Annotated in this window: 16 protein-coding genes; 11 read left to right on the plus strand and 5 right to left on the minus strand. The window is 57.2% G+C overall.

The window, feature by feature from the left end; genetic code table 11:
- The first annotated feature begins 22 nt into the window (after positions 1 to 22).
- Both BLT38_RS14645 and dut read left to right on the plus strand, forming a co-directional pair.
- Entirely contained in the window at positions 23 to 250 is a 228-nt protein-coding gene (locus BLT38_RS14645; protein WP_083345843.1) for a hypothetical protein, read from the plus strand.
- Between the two features lie 34 nt (positions 251 to 284).
- Positions 285 to 719 (plus strand): dUTP diphosphatase, encoded by a 435-nt coding sequence (gene dut, locus BLT38_RS14650; protein ID WP_083345844.1) that lies wholly within the window; start codon positions 285 to 287, stop codon positions 717 to 719.
- Positions 720 to 742: 23 nt separating this feature from the next.
- On the opposite strand, the gene BLT38_RS14655 is transcribed toward dut, so the two are convergent.
- Positions 743 to 1,276, minus strand: a complete 534-nt coding sequence (locus BLT38_RS14655) for a GrpB family protein (RefSeq protein WP_172838288.1) — start codon at positions 1,274 to 1,276, stop codon at positions 743 to 745.
- Positions 1,277 to 1,374: 98 nt separating this feature from the next.
- Between BLT38_RS14655 and BLT38_RS14660 the strand changes: the two genes are divergently transcribed.
- The 6 genes from BLT38_RS14660 (at position 1,375) to BLT38_RS14685 (ending at position 9,269) form a co-directional block, all read left to right on the plus strand.
- Positions 1,375 to 2,445 (plus strand): aldo/keto reductase, encoded by a 1,071-nt coding sequence (locus BLT38_RS14660; RefSeq protein ID WP_083345846.1) that lies wholly within the window; start codon positions 1,375 to 1,377, stop codon positions 2,443 to 2,445.
- Positions 2,446 to 2,494: 49 nt separating this feature from the next.
- Positions 2,495 to 4,990 (plus strand): phosphoribosylformylglycinamidine synthase subunit PurL, encoded by a 2,496-nt coding sequence (gene purL, locus BLT38_RS14665; protein WP_156785146.1) that lies wholly within the window; start codon positions 2,495 to 2,497, stop codon positions 4,988 to 4,990.
- Positions 4,987 to 6,465, plus strand: coding sequence for an amidophosphoribosyltransferase (purF, locus tag BLT38_RS14670; RefSeq protein ID WP_083345847.1), 1,479 nt, complete (start codon positions 4,987 to 4,989; stop codon positions 6,463 to 6,465). Before purL ends, purF begins: the two co-directional genes overlap by 4 nt.
- On the plus strand, positions 6,462 to 6,890 hold the full coding sequence (locus BLT38_RS14675) for a MerC domain-containing protein (RefSeq protein ID WP_083345848.1): 429 nt from the start codon (positions 6,462 to 6,464) through the stop codon (positions 6,888 to 6,890). Before purF ends, BLT38_RS14675 begins: the two co-directional genes overlap by 4 nt.
- The gene (locus BLT38_RS14680) at positions 6,883 to 8,064 is read left to right on the plus strand and encodes an MFS transporter (RefSeq protein WP_083345849.1); all 1,182 of its coding nucleotides are present in this window, start codon (positions 6,883 to 6,885) and stop codon (positions 8,062 to 8,064) included. Before BLT38_RS14675 ends, BLT38_RS14680 begins: the two co-directional genes overlap by 8 nt.
- 143 nt (positions 8,065 to 8,207) lie before the next feature.
- Entirely contained in the window at positions 8,208 to 9,269 is a 1,062-nt protein-coding gene (locus BLT38_RS14685; protein ID WP_083345850.1) for a GGDEF domain-containing protein, read from the plus strand.
- Positions 9,270 to 9,332: 63 nt separating this feature from the next.
- Here the strand turns inward: BLT38_RS14685 and BLT38_RS14690 are convergent, their stop codons facing one another.
- The 4 genes from BLT38_RS14690 to BLT38_RS14705 all read right to left on the minus strand — a co-directional run bounded on the left by BLT38_RS14690 (position 9,333) and on the right by BLT38_RS14705 (position 15,035).
- The gene (locus BLT38_RS14690) at positions 9,333 to 10,358 is read right to left on the minus strand and encodes a DUF4434 domain-containing protein (protein WP_083345851.1); all 1,026 of its coding nucleotides are present in this window, start codon (positions 10,356 to 10,358) and stop codon (positions 9,333 to 9,335) included.
- Positions 10,359 to 10,442: 84 nt separating this feature from the next.
- Complete coding sequence (locus BLT38_RS14695) at positions 10,443 to 12,194, minus strand: hypothetical protein (protein ID WP_231966530.1); 1,752 nt, start codon at positions 12,192 to 12,194, stop codon at positions 10,443 to 10,445.
- A 58-nt stretch (positions 12,195 to 12,252) separates the two neighbouring features.
- Complete coding sequence (locus tag BLT38_RS14700) at positions 12,253 to 13,731, minus strand: RNB domain-containing ribonuclease (RefSeq protein ID WP_083345853.1); 1,479 nt, start codon at positions 13,729 to 13,731, stop codon at positions 12,253 to 12,255.
- A gap of 59 nt (positions 13,732 to 13,790) precedes the next feature.
- Positions 13,791 to 15,035, minus strand: coding sequence for an NAD(P)/FAD-dependent oxidoreductase (locus BLT38_RS14705; protein WP_231966532.1), 1,245 nt, complete (start codon positions 15,033 to 15,035; stop codon positions 13,791 to 13,793).
- Between the two features lie 87 nt (positions 15,036 to 15,122).
- On the opposite strand from BLT38_RS14705, the gene BLT38_RS14710 reads away from it, so the two are divergent.
- The 3 genes from BLT38_RS14710 to BLT38_RS14720 all read left to right on the plus strand — a co-directional run bounded on the left by BLT38_RS14710 (position 15,123) and on the right by BLT38_RS14720 (position 19,171).
- Positions 15,123 to 16,583 carry a serine hydrolase domain-containing protein gene (locus tag BLT38_RS14710; RefSeq protein WP_083345855.1) on the plus strand — a complete coding sequence of 487 codons (1,461 nt, stop codon included), beginning with the start codon at positions 15,123 to 15,125 and terminating at the stop codon, positions 16,581 to 16,583.
- Between the two features lie 38 nt (positions 16,584 to 16,621).
- The gene (msrA, locus tag BLT38_RS14715; RefSeq protein WP_083345856.1) at positions 16,622 to 17,290 is read left to right on the plus strand and encodes a peptide-methionine (S)-S-oxide reductase MsrA; all 669 of its coding nucleotides are present in this window, start codon (positions 16,622 to 16,624) and stop codon (positions 17,288 to 17,290) included.
- Between the two features lie 114 nt (positions 17,291 to 17,404).
- On the plus strand, positions 17,405 to 19,171 hold the full coding sequence (locus BLT38_RS14720; protein WP_083345857.1) for a VWA domain-containing protein: 1,767 nt from the start codon (positions 17,405 to 17,407) through the stop codon (positions 19,169 to 19,171).
- Positions 19,172 to 19,179 lie beyond the last annotated feature (8 nt).

Raw genomic sequence — 19,179 nt, forward strand, 5'->3', positions numbered from 1 at the left:
ATGACAGGCGCACAATAAACGTATGTGCAACTGCGGTTGTGATCCATCGGCGCAGGACGAAGCGAACAAGCTGCGAAAGAAGGCGGCTGTCACCGGCGGAGCGGTCGCCTGCCTAGCAGCCATTCCAGCTGCGGTGAACTCTTCGCAGCATCCTGCGGTGATGTGGGCAGTGATTGCGGTTCAGGTGGTTCTGTTGGCACGGGCCGCAATGCTGCTGCGTAAGCGGAAGCAGTTACTGGCTGGCGCCTGAAGATTCCCTCAGCCTAAGGTTCTAAGCTGTAGGCATGCCGCACATTCCGACCAAGCGCCTTCACACCGATGCCAAGCTTCCCAAGTATGCCCATGAGGGCGCATGGGGCGATCTGGCCGCCGACCTCTACAGCGTTCACGAAGCCACAATTGAACCGCGCAAGACTGCGCTCGTTGCAACCGGCCTGGCGATGGCCTTCCCCGAAGAATACGGCGCGCTGGTAGAAGACCGCAGCGGTCTGGCCGTGAAAGGCATTACGACGCTTGCAGGAGTGATCGACCCCGGTTATCGCGGCGAAATCAAAGTCGTTCTAACCAACGTGACGGATGCCCCCATCACGCTCAGTGCAGGCGACCGCATCGCGCAGCTCCGCATTGTGAAAAAGCTGCAGGCCACGTTTGAAGAAGTCGACGACCTGGACGCGACGCATCGCGGCGAAGGCGGCTTCGGATCAACGGGACACAACTAGGCCCGTTTCAAAGCTTCAAAAGGTTACTCTTCCCAGTCGTGTTCCATTGGAAGACCCCGACTTTCGCGCGCTTGATTTGTGATGTAGCGCAGGAACGGGGTCTTCGCGGCTGTGTAACGCGGCATGTCGTCGCCATACGCCATCGCAAGATCCATCTTTAGGGCCTCATACGTCCGCGCAATATCCGGGTGTTGGATCAGCCAGTCGCGCACCAGCAACTCATTCTTGATTGGCCATCTCGGGCACACGGCCAGATGCAAGTGAAATGCCGGCTGCTGTCCCCGCGGCTCTCTCCGAAAGAACCGCCGCTTGAAAAACCCTGCATCGATCTTGCGATATCCAGCTCCAGCCAGAATGGACACTAAAGCGTCGGCATCGTCCAACGACGGGATGGGAGCCATCATGTCGATGATTGGTTTCGCGCTAAGCCCCGGCACCGCAGTGCTGCCGTAGTGTTCCAATTCGTCCGCAACGTTGCCAAGAAACGTCTTCAAGCGTTCTCGCTCGTGCCAAAACATCTCTGGCCATGAGGCATCCGGCGGCATGATGCGAACCATGCCCAAAACTCGCCTCGTATTTTCAACCCTATGCATTTGAAAGACAGTGTAACCAAGCCACCGACCCAAACAGCGACGCGGGGTATGCTGAATCTGCTATGACACTCACCAGCTATCGCACGCTCGGCCGTTCTGGATTAGTCGTCTCCCCGCTTTGCCTTGGCACCATGACCATGGGAACGCCGCGCTGGGGCTCGCCGGATGAAGTCTCTGAGGCCATCTTCAATGCGTATGTGGATGCAGGCGGCAACTTTATCGACACCGCCGACACCTATGCCAACGGGCGCAGCGAAGAGTTGATCGGCGACTACATTGCCGCACGCAATCTGCGCGATCGCACAGTGCTTGCCACAAAGTTCACCATGACGTGCGAGGCGCAGAAGGGCAATCCCAACGGCAGCGCGAATGGTCGTAAGAACATGTACCGCGCTCTGGACGCTTCGCTGAAGCGGTTGCAGACCGACTACATCGATCTGTACTGGATGCATGCCTGGGACACCGTCACACCAGCGGAGGAAGTGCTTCAATCGCTGGGCGATCTGGTGCGTGCGGGCAAGATTCGCTACTTCGGTTTCAGCGACGTCCCAGCCTGGTACGCCGCGAAGGTCGCCACCTTGGCGCAGGTGCATGGAGTTTCCGGACCAATCGGCCTGCAGTTGGAATATTCGTTGGTAGAACGCACCATCGAACGCGAGCACGTGGACTGCGCTCGCGAGTTTGGCATCGGCATCACCCCGTGGAGCCCGCTGGCCAGCGGCTTCCTCGCCGGAAAGTACAAACGCGAGGACGACGGCAAGGGCAGCGGCGACGGCCGCCTAAGCGTGCTGGGTGGCGGCGCAAACCCCGTCTTCCACAAGTACACGGAGAAGAACTGGGCCACGCTGGAGGCGCTGCGCAAAGTGGCCGCGGAAATTGGCAAGCCAATGGCACAGGTAGCGCTGGCATGGGCACTTGCGCGTCCAGCCATTTCCTCGCTGATCATCGGCGCCACCAAGGTGGAGCAGTTGCAGGACAACATCGCCTCGCTGGAAGTGAAACTAACCACGGAACAAATGGCCCAACTGAACGCCGCAGGCGCGCTGGATCTGCTGCATCCGTACATGTTTTTCACAGGAATGCTGCACCGGGAGCGCGTTTTCAGCGGAACAGACGTAGAAGGCTGGCAGTAACGGCTTTCCGGGATGCAAATCGGGGCGTCGTTCATGCGACACTAGAAGGGTGAGCGAGCCCACAGCCATCCCACACGAGGCGGAGGCGGTTGCCACTACGCCTGCCGCAGCCCAGTCACACGAAGTTCCGAAGCAGTGTAATGTCACGCCGGAGCTGTTGAAAGTACACAACATCACGGACGAGGAATATGCAAAGATTCTCGCCACGATGGGTCGTACGCCATCGCTGACGGAGCTTGGTATCTACTCCGTTATGTGGAGCGAGCACTGCTCGTACAAGAGCAGCCGCGTCCACCTGAAGCGCCTGCCCACCAAGGGCACACGGGCCAGCGGTCCTGGCTCTGTCATGCAGGGTCCCGGCGAGAACGCCGGCATTATCGACGTGGGCGACGGCTGGGCCTGCGCCTTCAAGATCGAGAGCCACAATCACCCCAGCTACATTGAGCCTTATCAGGGCGCAGCAACGGGCGTAGGCGGCATTCTGCGCGACATCTTCACCATGGGCGCGCGTCCGTATGCGGTGATGGATTCGCTGCGTTTTGGTCCGCTGTCACCTGCCACCGGCTCCAAGGACGTGCAGAAACACGCTTCTGCAGATGAGTCCTTCCATGGCGTAACGGAAGACACCTCAGAAGAAGCAGACAGCACGGTTAAGTCCGCTGGCTCTGACGACATCGACTACGCCAAGAATCGCAGCGTAATGGAAGGCGTCGTTCACGGCGTTGCCGGTTACGGCAACTGCTTCGGCGTTCCCAATGTGGGCGGCGAAACACGCTTTGAAGAGTGCTACAGCACCAATCCCCTGCTGAATGCGTTTGCACTAGGTCTCGTGCGTCACGACGAAATTTTCTATGCCAAGGCCACCGGCGTTGGAAACCCCGTGATCTACGTAGGCGCAAAGACGGGCCGCGACGGTATCCACGGTGCCACCATGGCCAGCGAAGAATTCAAGGAAGGATCAGAACAGAAGCGCCCTAACGTCCAGATGGGCGATCCGTTCCTCGAAAAGCTCCTCCTCGAAGCCTGCCTGGAAGCCATGAAGACTGGCGCAGTTGCGGGTATTCAGGACATGGGCGCTGCCGGCCTCACTTGCTCCACCTGCGAGATGGGTGGACGTGGCGGCGTTGGACTTGAGATTGAACTCGACCTCGTTCCGCAGCGCGATAGCGGCATGAGCAGCTACGAAATCATGCTCTCTGAATCGCAGGAGCGCATGCTGCTCGTTGCACATGCAGGCCGCGAGCAGGAAGTGCTGGACGTATTCGAGAAGTGGGGCCTCGACGCTTCGGTCGTCGGCACGGTCATCCCAGAGAACCGCATGAAGGTGCGCCACCACGGCGAACTGGTCGCGGACCTCTCCAACGAATCACTCACCGACGACGCTCCGGTCTACCACCGCCCCGTAGGCGAGTGGAAGGCCCCGGTATCGCTCGACGCTCCCGCTGCCGTGCTCGCAGCGTTGCAGAAGCCACGCGACTATACCGCGGACCTGAAGAAGCTGCTGGCATCGCCAAACATCTGCGACAAGCGCCACATCTACGAGCAGTACGACAGCATGGTGCAGACCAACACCGTGCAGGGTCCCGGCTGCGAAGCCGGTGTCATCCGCATCAAGGGCACTGGCGGCGACGGCAAGCCGGAACGCGGCCTTGCGATGGCTCTTGCTGGTAACGGTCGCTGGACATGGCTCGATCCGAAGCTTGGTGCAATGCATGCCGTCGCAGAAGCAGCACGCAAAGTCGCCTGCACTGGTGCAACGCCTGTTTCCGCAACCAACTGCCTGAACTTCGGCAACCCACAGAAGCCAGAAATCATGGCGCAGCTTTCGCAGGCCATCGACGGCATCAGCGAAGCCTGCACCGCGCTCGGCACGCCCATCACCGGCGGCAACGTCTCGCTCTACAACGAGACCAAGGGCGAAGGCATCTTCCCCACGCCGGTACTCGGCATTGTGGGCATCATGGACGATGTCACCAAGGCCGTTCCCAACGGCTTCCTGAAAGAAGGCAACGATGTACTGTTGCTGATCTTCGCGAAGCACGGAGAGGCATCCGGCACCTCGATGCAGCAACTCGGATCGACCGCGTTCGCACAGAGTGTTCTCGGCGCAACGTGGGGTGTCCCGCCATTCCTCGATCTCCGCAATGAGAAGGAACTTCAGGATTGCCTGATCGAACTCGCCGACAAGCGTTTGCTCGCCTCCGCATGCGATGCATCCGACGGCGGTATCCAACTTGCACTGGCAAAGGCCAGCATTGTGCACGGCATCGGTGTCGTCTGCGATCCGACCACAAGTTCCATTCCAGCCGACTCATTCTGGAACGAGGACGGAAGCATCGTAATCGTTAGCTGCACCCCAGCGAACACGGCTGAGGTCATTGCAGTTGCCCAGAAGCATGGTGCAGATGGCGGTGCTTACAAGATCGGCACGACCGTCAAGAATCAGTTTGTCGTTCCACACATCGCAACAACAGTGGATGAATTAACAACCGCCTTCACGGGCGCACTGGAAGAAGAACTCGAAGCAGAGGTGGTACTCGCATGATCGACGAACTTGAGCTGAACGACATGCAGGAAACACACGAAGCGGAAGAGCACTTCGACAAGCTGCGCGAAGAGTGCGGCGTTATGGCCATCTACAACCATGACGACGCAGCACGCCTCACCTATTGGGGCCTGTACTCGCTGCAGCATCGCGGACAGGAGAGCGGTGGCATTGCTACCGCTGATGGCGAAGAGATTCATGACCTGAAGGGCATGGGCCTCGTCAGCGAAATCTTCACCGACCCCGTCTTGGAAAAGCTGCCCGGCCGCATGGCCATTGGTCACACGCGTTACAGCACCACGGGTGACTCCGCTCTGCTGAATGCGCAGCCCATCAAGGTGGAGTCCACCAAGGGCCTCATCGCCATTGCGCACAACGGCAACCTGGTGAACCTGGGCACCGCACGCGAGCGTCTCGAACGCGATGGCGCCATCTTCCAGACCACCAGCGATTCCGAAATCATCGTGCAGCTCATCGCGCACTCCAAAGAGACCACGCTGGTGGATTGCATCGCCGACTCGCTCGGTCAGGTCGACGGCGCATTCTCCATCGTCATGATGACGCGCAATCGCATCTTTGCCGCACGCGATCCGCATGGCTTCCGTCCGTTGTCGATGGGCCGCATCCCAGGCAAAGACGGCGCACCTGACACCTTTGTTTTCGCCAGCGAAACCTGCGCATTCGATCTGTTGCATGCCAAGTACGAACGCGACGTGGAACCGGGCGAGCTGGTCATGGTTAGCGAAGACGGCGTGACCTCTCGCTACTTCAACCGCGAAACCAAGCAGGCAAGCTGCATCTTCGAACACGTTTACTTCGCACGCCCTGACAGCCGTATCTTCGGCCGCTGGGTACAGAAGAGCCGCGAAGAGATGGGCCGCACACTCGCACGCGAAAGCGGCGTTCCTGCAGACCTGATCGTTCCCGTACCAGACAGTGGTGTAACCGCAGCCATTGGCTACGCGAACGAATCCGGCATCCCGTTCAACTTCGGCCTCATCCGCAACCACTACGTGGGCCGCACCTTCATCCAGCCGGAACAGCGCGTGCGCGACTTCGGCGTGCGCATGAAGCTGAACCCGGTACGCGCATTGCTCGAAGGCAAGCGAGTCATCCTCATCGACGACTCAATCATCCGTGGCACCACGTCACGAAAGATCGTTCGCATGGTGCGTGCAGCAGGTGCGACGGAAGTCCACATGCGCATCTCGTGCCCTCCGACCATCTCGCCCTGCTTCTACGGTGTGGACACACCCAGCTCGCGCGACCTAATCGCCGCGAACAACTCGCTGGATGAGATCTGCAAGTACATCGAAGCCGATTCGCTCGCATACCTGTCACTGGAGGGTGTAGTGCATAGCTGCACGACCGGCGATGAGAAACCCAACGGCTACTGCACCGCCTGCTACACCGGCAAGTATCCGACGCAGTGGGTAGACGTGGAAGATATCCTGCCAGCGGTTGCGGGAGCATGACGCAGGAACTGAAAGAACAGGCACACCACTCAGGCGCGGACACCTTCGGCATATGGGTGTCCGCGCTGTGCGTTGTGCATTGCATCGCGACACCGCTCTTCATCTCCATGTCTGCAGTGGTTGCTCACTTCCTGCCAGCAGAAGAGAGCGTTCATCGCACGCTGGCAACTGTAGTGGCTGCCGCAGGTGGCATTGCGCTTATCCGTGGATTCCGCATCCACGGACGCAAACGCATTCTTGCGCTCATGGCAGCGGGACTCGCATTCATCTTCTTCGGTGCATGGTTCGGCGACAGTTTGCCTTCACACATATTTGAGGTCGCAGTCACCATGACCGGCAGCGCGCTGATGATTGCAGCGCACCGGATGAATCACACCTTCTGCAGCGATTGCAGCCAGTGCTGCTCCAGTGAGGACCATGCGTAAGCCACTGTTAGCTCTTGCCGTTGCCGCCTTCGGCATTGGCACAACAGAATTCATCATCATGGGACTGCTGCCGGATCTGGCGCGCGACTTCCATGTGTCCATCCCGAAAGCAGGCACACTGGTCAGCGCCTACGCGCTCGCAGTCACCATCGGTTCGCCGCTGCTGGTGTTGGCGCTAGCAAAGGTCGATCGCAAAAACGCTCTGATCCTTTTAATGACCCTATTCATCCTGGGCAACACGGCATGCGCACTTGCGCCAACATTCGGCCTGCTGCTGACGGCTCGCATTCTCACCGCATTGATGCACGGTTCATTTTTCGGCATCGGCAGCATCGTTGCATCGAACGTTGTCCCACGCGATCAACGCGCACGCGCCGTCGCCATCATGTTCAGCGGACTCACGCTGGCCAACGTTCTCGGTGTACCTGCAGGTACGGCGTTGGGACAAGCTTTCGGATGGCGAGCAGCCTTCGTTGCCATTGTGCCCATCGGCTTAATCGCAGCCATAGGTGTGTGGCGACTGGTGCCGCATCAACACTCGGAACCAGTCCACCTGAAGCATGAATTGAAATCTGTCATGCGTCGCGGCGTGCTGACAACGCTCGCTATCAGCACGTTGTCGTCCGTATCAATGTTCTGCATCCTGACGTACATCACTCCCATTCTGGAAGACGTCACACACATCTCGCCGCACGGCGTAACAGGCGTGCTGGTGCTGTTTGGGGTTTCCATCACAGTCGGCAACCTGCTGGGCGGCGTAATGGCGGACTGGAAAGGGATTCAAGCCGTTGCCTTTGGCTTTCTGGCTCTTGCGGTTCTCTTCGTGTTAATGCCGATAGCGGAAGAACATGTGCCGTCCGTATTGGTTGCGATCGCCGTGTGGGGCATGCTCCACTTCGCAGTAGGCGCACCTCTGCAGACGCGCGTGGTGGACCAGGCACGCGGTGCGCAGAACCTTGCATCCACACTGAATCAAGGCGCATTCAACCTGGGCAATGCATTGGGCGCAGCCTTGGGTGCACTTGTCCTCACGCATGGCTTCGGCTATCGCAGCTTGTCGTTGGCCAGCTCGGTCGTAGCTGCGATCACAGCCGCACTCACTCTGCTCGCCATGGTGTGGGAGCGAACAGATCGCATGAAGAGTGACGCGCGTCTTCGCATGCACGGAAGCTGAACACCGTCATCGCGGCAAGTGCCTAGCACTGCAAACACAATACAAAATCGCATCCTCGCCTAACGCTTTCGCGTCATAGCGTCCCATATTGGGACTGCTTAAGATCGGTGGCAGACATTCATTCCTGCTCTCCGAGGACATATATGCCCGCTGCACCGGCTTCTCCTTATGAAGCGCGGCGTCTTGCTGCAGTTCAAAAACTTCGCCTTTTGGGCACGCCAGCAGAAGAGCGTTTCGACAAGATCACACGCCTTGCACGCCACATGTTTGAAGTCCCCATGGCCTGCCTGGATATCGTGGGTGAAAAGCTCGCATGGCTGAAGAGCGTGCAGGGTTTTGATGGCATTGAGGGTCTGCGCAAAGACTCCTATTGCCATTACACCGTGTTGGATGACGGCGTTTGCCTGGTGCAGGATGCGCGCACCGATACACGCGTGTTCGACAGTGTTCTAGCAGACTACTGGGTGTTTTACGCCGGTGCACCGCTGCACTTTGAAGGAGAGCGTGTCGGCGTACTCTGCATCGGCGACAGCAATCCACGCGATTTTGATGCGGAGAAGATGAGCTCGCTCATCGATCTGGCATCGCTCGCCGAGCGTGAACTGCAATTGGCCGCACTGTCAGAAGCCCAGGTAGCCCTTGCTGCTTCTCATGAAGAGTTGGAGATGAAGGCGCGCATCGATGTGCTGACGCACCTGTGGAACCGCGGCGCCATTCTTGAAATTGCAAATGCAGAATGCGCGGCCGCACAAACAGACAAGCCCATGGCCGCACTCATGCTCGACATTGATCACTTCAAGACAATCAATGACACGCATGGTCATCCTGCTGGCGATGAGGTGCTGCGCGTCGTGGCATCGCGTTTGCGTGCGGCCATCCGCAAGAGCGATGCCGTCGGACGCTACGGCGGTGAGGAGTTCCTCATCATCCTGCCCGACGCGGATCTAACAGCAGCAGCAGATATCAGCGAACGCATCAGGCAAGAGGTTGCGTCCTCACCCATCTCGTTTGGAGAACTAACCATTCCCGTCACCTGCAGCATTGGCTATTCCATCGTGCAGAATACCGTACAGGACGCTATCAGTTCATTGATTGGCCGCGCTGACAGCGCACTCTATCGAGCCAAGTCTTCCGGACGCAATCGCGTGGAAGTGGGTGCTGCATCATGCGATGAAGATGTCATCGCTGACGCCGTCGGGGTCTAGACATCAGCTTCTGCACGGGGGTGATTGGTGTGCAGGAGTAATGCAATATCGGCATGAACCCGATCAGCGTGCGCCGCTGCCACCGCGCCATCGTTGGTAGTTGTTATAAAACTCAGTCGCGGCAGGACCGCGCCCGGCAACAGCCTTCGTACCGCGTTTGTTCACCAGCCCGATGTATTGGTAGATCAAAATCTCATCTACATATGGAGACACCGCCGTCATCTGCTGCAGCACGCGTTCAAACGACGCAGCATGCACGGGCGAGCGATACGGCTTCGCTTCAAACTCAAAGATCTCCACATCTGCCCAAAGCTTCGCCTTTGCCGCGCGATCATGTACCTTGCGCAAGCCTTCAAACATGCGCGGCAACTCATCAATGCGCGTCTTCTGAACGCCAATCTCGTCCTGATACGCCATGATGTCCACGTCCATCGAATCCATCTGACGCAGGTACTCATCGTCGGGCTTCACCAGCCGCGTGCCATACGGCGCAATCAGAATCTGTGCCTTCGGCGTCAATGCTCTAGCGTGCTTCGACAGCATGTTCACATACGTCATGTACTCGGGCGTAAAGTGCGGATTGATCTGCGTCTCATCGGGCCAGTACCAGCCGTAAAAACTTTTGTGGTGGCCATACTGCTTCACAAGTTCCTCAAGAGACTGCAGCCGCTTGCCCATCGCATCCGCATCGCTGATCAGTCCCGGCGACCCCAGATCACCATAAAAGCCCGCGCCGATGAAGAACTTCACACCGCACGTATCCGCAGCTGCCAGCACTGCCTCAATCGGATCGGCACACGCAAGCTCATACTTCGGATAGATTGCCGTATCCCAGAACGCGCGATAGTGCAGCGCGGTGGCGATCAGCACCAGGTATTTCATGCCCGTACCGGCAATCTCGCGCACCTTTTCCTGCCACTGCTCAGTGGTAAAGCGTGCACAGCGGCTGTTCCAATCAACCGCCTGCACCGCGCCGCTGTGCTGAAACTCAAACCAGCTACCGGCAATCGGCTTCACCGCTGGCGGCATGACATGCAGTGCGATTGCGCCTGCAGGCATAGCAGCTAGAAACTCCCGCCGATTCATCATCGAAACACTCCAAACGGAAAGCGCCTTACACTCGCAAAACACGCAGGTGTGTAAGGCGCGACCAGTATACGGAAGGTTTCTCGGTTAGTAACGCCAGCTCTTCAGGTCTGCACCCTTGGGTGCAGTCTGTTGAATCCGTTGCATGATCTTCGGTAGATACATCGTCGAGTAGTGCAAGCGGCTATACGCGTTCGATAGCTTGGGATCACCATTCCAGCAGTGTTCCGCACGAGGCCCGTATGCCACCTCAGCGTGTGCGGCAGGTTTCGCGGTATCCAGAAAATCCTGCAACAGATAAACCGCATTGTTCAGCATGTAGGTGTCGTCAGAACCAACGTAGACATGCAGCTTGCCTTCCAGCTTCGGTTGCAACTGCGGCCATTCGCGCTGCAACTTCGCGGTCAGATCGTAATGGTCCTGCCAGTATTTCGCCACGGCCGGATCAATAACGCCCGTCTGTTTATCGAAGATCGCCGCAGGATATCCATCCGCTCCGACTGGCGAGAAGACCGCCTGCCAGATGTCATATTGTTCGCCAGAGCGCCCATGATCGCCTAGCGCAGCTTCAAACTGGTTCACGCCACGCTGCGTGATGATCATGTGGCCCAGGTAATCGCGCATGGCGGGCTGTTCCATCTGGATGTTTGCACCAGGCGTAAAGTATGCGTTCTTGTCGTGATAAATATCGATGTTCGTGTACGCGTGAAAGTCCACCGGATCGGGGCACGCAATGAACGCACCATTGTAGTGATCGGGATAGAAGACCTGCGCAGCCATTGCTTCCCAGCCGCCAGTGGAACCGCCATAAACAAAGCGCGCCCATCCCTGACCAATCCCCTGAAACTTCTTTTCAACTGCAGGGATCAGCTCCGTCTCAATCGCTTCACCGTAAGGACCAAGGTTTGCAGAATCGACTGCATAACTGTCGTCGTAGAACGCGTTCGCGGTTTGTATCTTCACCACCAGGAAACGCGGAAAATCTTTCGCAGTCCACGTCTTATAAAAGTTGTAACCTTCCTGCTGCTGAATACGGTTGTAACCCTCAAGGTGAAAACGATCCGAGTAATCCGGCTTCAGGTTCGGATCCGGCGGCGTCGTGCGGAACTCCGCGAAGCCATCGTTGAAGTGGTCCTCAAACAGCATCAGAGGGAAACGCGCATTCGGATGTTGATCAAATCCTGCTGGCACAAGCACTGTGGCAGAAACAAACACCGGCCGTCCCCAGAACTTAGACAGAGGCTGCGACTGGATTCGGATGCGACGGACAAACTCAGAATCTGCAATAGGCGCAATCGCCGGCATGACCTCGGTCAACGCCACATCGACATCCTGGGTGGGCTTGCCGTTGGCTCCAATGGTGATCTTAAAAGGCTTGCTATAGAGATTGCCCGGCGCGCGATTCCACTTCTGTCCCTCGCCACGATCAGGAGCAAGCTTGATCGTCCGGCCATCGGCCATGTGGAACGTCTCGTACAAGTTCAACACCACCTGCACGTTATAAGTCCCGGGAGTAACCTCACTCAAATGAGCATGCGGATAGCCTGTGGCTTTATCGTCAACCACCACAACGCTACCTGGAGCAGCGCCATCCAGAGTTAAGCCGAAGACATTCTGCGAGCGCAAAGAATCGTTGATCTGCGTGCGCGGCTCGGCTGAAAAGTTGTTGGACAACAGCAACAAAAGTCGTCCATCCAAAGGACCGGGCGAAGTAGCGCGCTCTCCCCCGCTCTGCAAAGGACGCGCATCTGCCGGAAGATGCACGCGGAAGCTCTGCCCAAGAAGCGAAACGGCGTGGATACAGCACAAGACGACCAGCAGGACGGCACGGCAGGACACACAGGTTTTTCGCATGCCCGGAGTATAAGACGAAATAGTTCGCTAAGCTAACGATTCTTCATATCCGCACAAAGTCAATGAATGCGCGCGCCGGATCCGTATGGACCAGCTTCACATTCACGCGATCACCCACATCCAATCCCTCAGCACCATGCACCAACATGCCCTCCACTGCAGGCTTCAGTACGCGGACAAACGTACCGCTCCTCCCCGCCCCGGTAACCACTGCACGATAGTGCTCTCCAATCCTTGAACCCAGTGCCAGAGCCTGCGCCCGCTTCAGCATGGAGCGTTCCACCTTGCGGCCAGCCTTGTCACGCTCATTACAATGATCTGCAATGGCCGCTAACTCATCGTCTGTATAAGGCGCCGGAGCATTGTCCAGCATGGCATGCAGCACGCGCTGCGTGACCATATCTGGAAAGCGGCGATTCGGCGCCGTGGAGTGCGAATAGTCATTTGCCGCCAAGGCAAAATGTCCGGGAGGATAAGGATCATTCGCATGCACCACCACATACTCACCTGCGCCCATTAGCTTAATAATGGCGAGCGCAAGGTCAGGATAGTGATCCGGATCATGCTCGCGCTGCTTGCACAAAAAGTCATTTAGCGGCTTCGCGTCTGGTTCTGCAGGCAGCGTAACGCGGTGCGAAAGATTCGCACTCGTGACGTAGACCAGGTCCACAATGCGCTGCCAACGCTCCGGCGATTTCACCACGCGACGCAGCCCACTGCGATGCGCCTGCGACAACAGATGCGCCGCCGTTTCATTCGCTGCAATCATCAGGTCTTCAATCAGATCCATCGCGCGGTTGCGGCCCACATCTTCCAGCGATAGCACGCGTCCATCGGCAACCACAGGCGTAGATTCAGTGCGGCGAAAATCAAGCGCACCTGCTTCCTGCCGATGCCGGCGCAAACGCTGCGCAACCTCATCCTGCAAACGAAGCTGATCCAGAATCGCAGGATCAATCGCAGGCGGTACAGCATGCTCCGGATTCACAAGCCAAGGCCCCACATGGCTGTAAGCAAGCTGCGCTGAGTTGCATACCAGCGCCGGAAAGATGCGCTGCTCACGCACGGAACCATCCCCATCCACAACGAATTCAGCCACCATGGCCTGCCGCTCTTCGCCGGGATTCAAACTGGTCAAGCCGGTAGACAACTCAATGGGCAGCATCGGAAAGTTGCGAGCCGCGGTATAAATCGTGGCGCACTGCCGCGCAGCAAACTTATCGATCGGCGTGTCCTTACCAACGGTCGCCGTAACATCCGCCACGCCGACGCGCACACGGATGCCGCCATCCTCAAGCCGCTCCGCCCACTCAATCTGATCCAGGTCGCGAGAAGTGTCGTTATCAATCGACGACCACGCGAGCCCACGCAGATCGGTACGCTTACGATGGTCCTTCACATTGCCAGCAAGAATGTCTGCAAGCTGCTGCTGGTGACCAGGAAAAGGTGTCAACTCAAACCCCTGCAGCTTCATCTCTTCCGCGGCAGCGTTCGTAAGGTTAAACGGAGTATGGTTATGCATCGCAATCCATAGGATGCCGATTGCCGCGCGAAGTCAATTCCATCCTGGCCATGAAGGAATCAGCGAGCAAACCCCACCGCAGACTTCACCTTATTCCAAACCCACGTGGGAACCGTACTGCGCATCATGTGATTGCGGAGCTGTTCATAGGTGGATGCGCCCATGCTGTAACCAATGATCAGGTGCAACAGCTCCGGATCTTCCTTCGCCTTGCGCACGAGCGCATCCATGCGCCCGCTGCCATTGAAAAGACGATGCTGAATATCCACGGAATGCAAAAGCTCGTCACCAATCTCCTGCCTCCACGCCTTCTCATACGCTGCCAGAGTACGTTCGTCATACTGCTGTGTGCGAACTGCGTTCAGGGCCGTATCCGCAGCAAGTGCGCCACTGGTCATCGCGTAAAAGATGCCCTCTGCAGTAAACGCATTCACAAAACCACCGGCGTCACCCGCCAGCAACACTCGATCCGTGTATGTCTTTGCCAGCGGCCCGCTAACGGGGATAGGAAATGCCTTGTAACCGCTGCGATTCGTCTCGCCGGTCACATCGCCTTGCCGTTTCAACGTCTCCACCCACTGCGCATGATGCTCCGCGCCCTTGCCGCGCAGCTCCTTCAGATACCAGTCCAGCTTGCATCCAAAACCAAGGTTCAGATGATGCGTCTTGGGAAAAATATATCCGTAACCGAAGGTCTCCGTCAGGGTCAGGAAGAGATAGATGGCATCGCGATCCTTCACATCCAAGCGTGAATAGTCCGTCTCCTCCATCATGTCCACGGCGTATTCCTTATGAGCCGCTTCACTGCGAAGTCCCGTATGCCGCGCGATGACCGAGTTCGCGGAATCCGCACCGATAACCATCGGCCCAGTGATGATCTCGCCTTCGGTTGTTTCCAACTCGACGTGTGTCGGCTTCACTTCGCATTTGCGAATCGTCGTTCCCAGTCGCACCGAGCAAACAGACGCGGCACGTTTGAAGAGTGCTTCATCAAACTGCCAACGACGCACCAGATACAGAATGGGATCGCCCTGCTGATACGTCACACGCGTTCCGTCCGGTGACTCCAGATGCACACGACTTACTGGATTTACCGAAACTTCACCTGCGTCGAACAAGTCGCCCACGTAAGGAAACCGTTCGAGCAATCGCGCAGACAATCCACCGCCGCACGGCTTTTCGCGGGGAAACTCCGCAGCCTTATCAATGAGCAGAACTTTCGCCCCAGCCAGTCCGAGCTTATAGGCTGCAGTCGAACCAGCGGGGCCACCACCGACAACGATCACATCAAATGGAGAACTCATGGCAGGTGTCCATTGTGCCATCACCACTGCGGTGTTGGAATCCCTTTGAACTACACTGCGGATATCTGTAATGCAGGAGATGCGACCTTGCGAATCCTTCCAGCTTTTGCACTTTCCGTTGTGCTGACAGCCCCTACCCTCCTGCACGCTCAGAAGCTCAACGATGCCGACCGGACAAAGATTGAATCGGCTATGACGAAGGTGATGGACGACACAGGAACCCCCAGCATCTCCCTCGGTATCGCCCGTGGCGGTAACGTGATTTACACCAAGGCATTCGGTCACGCGGTACTGGAGGAACAGGGCGCCACGACGCAACGTGCAGTTCTAGCAGACGCTGCCATGGCGTATCCCATCGGCTCCATCTCCAAGCAGTTCACCGCCGCGTGCATCCTGCTGTTGCAGGAGCGCGGCAAGCTGAAGCTGGATGACCCCGTAGGCAAATGGTTCCCCGACTTCACAGAAGCCAACAAGGTTACCGTCCGCAACCTGCTAACCCACACCAGCGGCTACAGTGACTACGCACCGCAGGACTACACTATCCCGGCGTGGACCAAGCCAATCAAGAGCGAAACGCTGATACGCGAATGGGCCACCAAGCCGCTCGATTTCGAACCCGGAACCAAGTGGCAGTACAGCAACACCAACTTCCAGATGGCCGCGCTCATCATTGAGAAAGTCACTGGACAGAAATTCCATGACTTTCTCTGGGCAAACGTGATTACCCCGTTGAAGCTGCAAGGCGTTCTGGATCTTGATACTGACCGCGCAAAGCTACAGGTGCGTGGCTACGAGCGACACGCCATGGGACCGCTGCGCCCCGCCATTCTGGAATCGCCTGGTTGGTACACCGGCGACGGCGGACTAGCCATGCCAATAGCCACACTGATGCAGTGGGACGAAAGCATCGTGCATCGCACGCTGCTCAAACCCGCAAGCTATGACGAAATGATTAAGCCATTCATCTTGAAGGATGGCAGCGACTCGCACTATGGACTGGGCGTCTTCTCGCAAGTGCGCAATGGCAAACACTTCGTCTCGCATTCCGGCGAAGTAGGCGGCTTCGTTTCCAACAACGTCATAGCCCTGGATGACGACATAGCCTTTGCCGCGTTGACCAACGTGGAAGGCCCGGGCGCAGCCCCTGCAACAAGTGCGCTTGTGCCCATCCTGTTGCCATCGTTGGTAAATGCCTCGAAGAAGACCGCGTCAAAGCCGGAAGAAGCCAGCGCGCCCGCAGAACCGACCTACGACAAGACTCACGCAGAACAGGTAAAGACAATTCTGCTTGGGCTGCAGAAAGGTTCGCTGGATCGCAACCTGCTCACCGCCGACGCCAACTTCTATTTCAATGAGACGACCATCGGCGACTTCAAGTCCAGCCTGCAACCGCTCGGCGCGTTACAGACGGTCACGCAAACGTCAGAAAAACTGCGCGGTGGCATGATCTTCCGTACTTACGATGCGGAATTCGCAGGCAAAACTCTTGACGTAACCACCTACACGCAAAACGACGGCAAGCTGGAACAGTTCCTGGTAGAACCGTAAAGCTGGCCACGTGCGTCCAATCCATTGTGAGGTTCGCCATGTACCGATTCATCCGTGTTGTCCTTGCCGCTGCTCTTCTCTCAGTCACAATTGCCTGCTTCGCGGTGGATCGCGGCACCTTTCCCGTGCCGAAAGTGGACGCGGCAAAGGCTCCCGGCAAGTTGCAGACAGCGGTATTTGCAGGTGGCTGCTTCTGGGGAACGCAGGCAGTGTTCGAACGCGTGAAGGGCGTGAAGAAAACAGTCGTGGGCTATGCGGGCGGAAAGGCGTCCACCGCAACATACGATCAGGTGACGACAGAGACCACCGGCCATGCCGAAAGCGTGGAGGTGCAATACGATCCCGCCGTCATCACCTACGGCGAGTTATTGCGCATCTTCTTCTCCGTAGCACATGACCCAACGCAGCTCAACCGCCAGGGTCCAGACGTTGGCACGTCCTATCGTTCCGCCATCTTCTACATGACACCGGAACAGCAGCAGATCGCGCAGGCTTACATCGCGCAACTGGACGCAGCGCACATCTTCAAGGCAAAGATCGTCACCGAAGTTGCCCCCCTGAAGGGCTTCTATCGCGGAGAGGATTACCACCAGGACTACGCTCTGAAAAACCCCGACAATCCGTACATCCTCGTATGCGACCGCCCAAAGATCAGCGCGTTAAAGAAGCAATACCCAGACCTGTTCGTGGAGTACCACGGCCAGTAATGCCGCCGCTGACCGGTGGGTCATCTTTCTGCCCCACCGGCAGCGCATGGATGTTAGGCTCTTTCCACACCATGCCAGCCTGTTTGCTCGGCCGCGAAGGAGCTGCTTGTTTTCATGCGTCATCACTCCCTGATTGCTTCTTTTCTCCTTTTGCCAGCCTTGGCCTCTGGCCAAAATGTATCGGTACCAACGCTGCATACAGATGTAAGGCTGACTACGGTGGATGTCGTCATCACCGACAAGAACGGCAATCCCGTTCCAGGGTTAAAGAGAGAAGATTTCTCCCTTCGCGAGAATAAGCAGGCACAGGCACTTCGCGGATTTGAAGAACATACCGGAACAACTCCGACTCAGTATGATCCGCCACGTCCCGGCGTATTTACCAACGCCACCGCAGCCCGTGGCGGAGTTAGCAATGTTCTGCTGATTGATTTTTTGAACACGCCTCCGCAGGACCAGCCGTTCATGCGTGACCAGCTAGTGAAGTTTGTTCAGGCACAACCAGCGGGCACCCGAACTGCCATCTTCGCCATGAACTCTTCCGTGACACTGCTGCAGGATTTCACAGCAGATCCGCGCATTCTGAAGGCAGCGTTGGTCAGCATGGGAACAAGATTTTCAGCGTTCGTAACCAAGCCGCCGGCTGTCCCAAATGAAAATGTGCAGGCGCTGGAAACCCTTTATGAATCTGGAAATCCCGCGGTTCAGTCGATTGTCGCAGGCTTAATGCAGGTGACTAACGACATACAAACCAGACAGGATTCAGTGGTCACACGCAACAATGCTCTTTACACCATGCAGTGCCTCCGTGAGGTCGCTGAATACTTGGCCGGTGTAAACGGGCGCAAGAACCTGGTGTGGGTGTCCGGAGGATTTCCCACTGTCATCCAGCGTGACGTTGAAGCCACTGGCAATCCATTTGTAGGTAATGAAATGTTGGGGACGGAGATGCAACAAACGCAGAATCTTCTGGCGAGCAGCCAGATATCTGTGTATCCCGTAGATCCACGTGGCGTGCCGGTACGTCCATCACAACTGCCTGGGAATGATCTACTCGCAAGCGACCTCGCGGCACAGCAACGCATGAACGGCAGTAGAAGCTTCTCACCGCAGGACAAGGAATACGACAATAGCGTCTTTCAGGAACACGTCTCCATGGAGCAACTAGCGGATGCAACTGGAGGCAAAGCGTTTTTCAATACAAACGACATTGCCCAGGGGATGAAGCAGGCCATTGATGATGGAACGCGCTTCTACACATTGAGTTACACGCCTCCACTGTCTGTAAAGCCGGGCCAGTTCCGTGACATTGAAGTCTCAGTCAGAGGTAAGGGGTTACATCTCGCATATCGCCACGGATACTTTGCGGTGCCTCCGCGTGGAGCCACACCGTCTGCATTGAATTCGAAGAAAACTTCGCTTGCCATGCAGCCCATGGCGCCACAGAGCAGCGAGGTACTCTTTCAGATGGAAGTGTCAAAACCCACGACGAATATTGATGCTGCAAAGGTAATTGGCGCGCCGGTCTTTGAAGCACAACCGCATGGAACTTATCAGTTGAATGCCGTGGTGGATTTCTCCACTCTACAATTCTCACCTGATGCCGATGGCAAGATGCACGGCGTGGTGGATGTTGCCACCGTCATCTACGACAAGAACGGCAAAGTACTCGACTCTCGCAACGATCGCGCCACGCTCGCCTTGGACGACGCACGCTATCAGGCCATGCTGAAAAGCGGGATGCGCTATCACCAGATCGTTGCGTTACCTGACAAGGGTGATGGCTACGTTCGCGTCGCCGTGCATGATGCCATGACAGACAAACTGGGCACAGTACAGATGGCAATGGATTCCATCCGCACCTCAGCCAAGCCTCATTAATCTATCGC

The sequence above is a fragment of the Terriglobus roseus genome, from assembly GCF_900102185.1.
In the GTDB taxonomy this organism is placed as follows: Bacteria; Acidobacteriota; Terriglobia; order Terriglobales; family Acidobacteriaceae; genus Terriglobus; species Terriglobus roseus_A.

Bases quoted from the DNA above. Each gene is read 5' to 3' on its own strand.
- BLT38_RS14645 (WP_083345843.1), top strand. From the start codon at position 23: ATGTGCAACTGCGGTTGTGATCCATCGGCGCAGGACGAAGCGAACAAG.
- dut (WP_083345844.1), top strand. From the start codon at position 285: ATGCCGCACATTCCGACCAAGCGCCTTCACACCGATGCCAAGCTTCCC.
- BLT38_RS14655 (WP_172838288.1), bottom strand. From the start codon at position 1,276: ATGGTTCGCATCATGCCGCCGGATGCCTCATGGCCAGAGATGTTTTGG.
- BLT38_RS14660 (WP_083345846.1), top strand. From the start codon at position 1,375: ATGACACTCACCAGCTATCGCACGCTCGGCCGTTCTGGATTAGTCGTC.
- purF (WP_083345847.1), top strand. From the start codon at position 4,987: ATGATCGACGAACTTGAGCTGAACGACATGCAGGAAACACACGAAGCG.
- BLT38_RS14675 (WP_083345848.1), top strand. From the start codon at position 6,462: ATGACGCAGGAACTGAAAGAACAGGCACACCACTCAGGCGCGGACACC.
- BLT38_RS14680 (WP_083345849.1), top strand. From the start codon at position 6,883: ATGCGTAAGCCACTGTTAGCTCTTGCCGTTGCCGCCTTCGGCATTGGC.
- BLT38_RS14685 (WP_083345850.1), top strand. From the start codon at position 8,208: ATGCCCGCTGCACCGGCTTCTCCTTATGAAGCGCGGCGTCTTGCTGCA.
- BLT38_RS14690 (WP_083345851.1), bottom strand. From the start codon at position 10,358: ATGATGAATCGGCGGGAGTTTCTAGCTGCTATGCCTGCAGGCGCAATC.
- BLT38_RS14700 (WP_083345853.1), bottom strand. From the start codon at position 13,731: ATGCATAACCATACTCCGTTTAACCTTACGAACGCTGCCGCGGAAGAG.
- BLT38_RS14705 (WP_231966532.1), bottom strand. From the start codon at position 15,035: ATGAGTTCTCCATTTGATGTGATCGTTGTCGGTGGTGGCCCCGCTGGT.
- msrA (WP_083345856.1), top strand. From the start codon at position 16,622: ATGTACCGATTCATCCGTGTTGTCCTTGCCGCTGCTCTTCTCTCAGTC.
- BLT38_RS14720 (WP_083345857.1), top strand. From the start codon at position 17,405: ATGCGTCATCACTCCCTGATTGCTTCTTTTCTCCTTTTGCCAGCCTTG.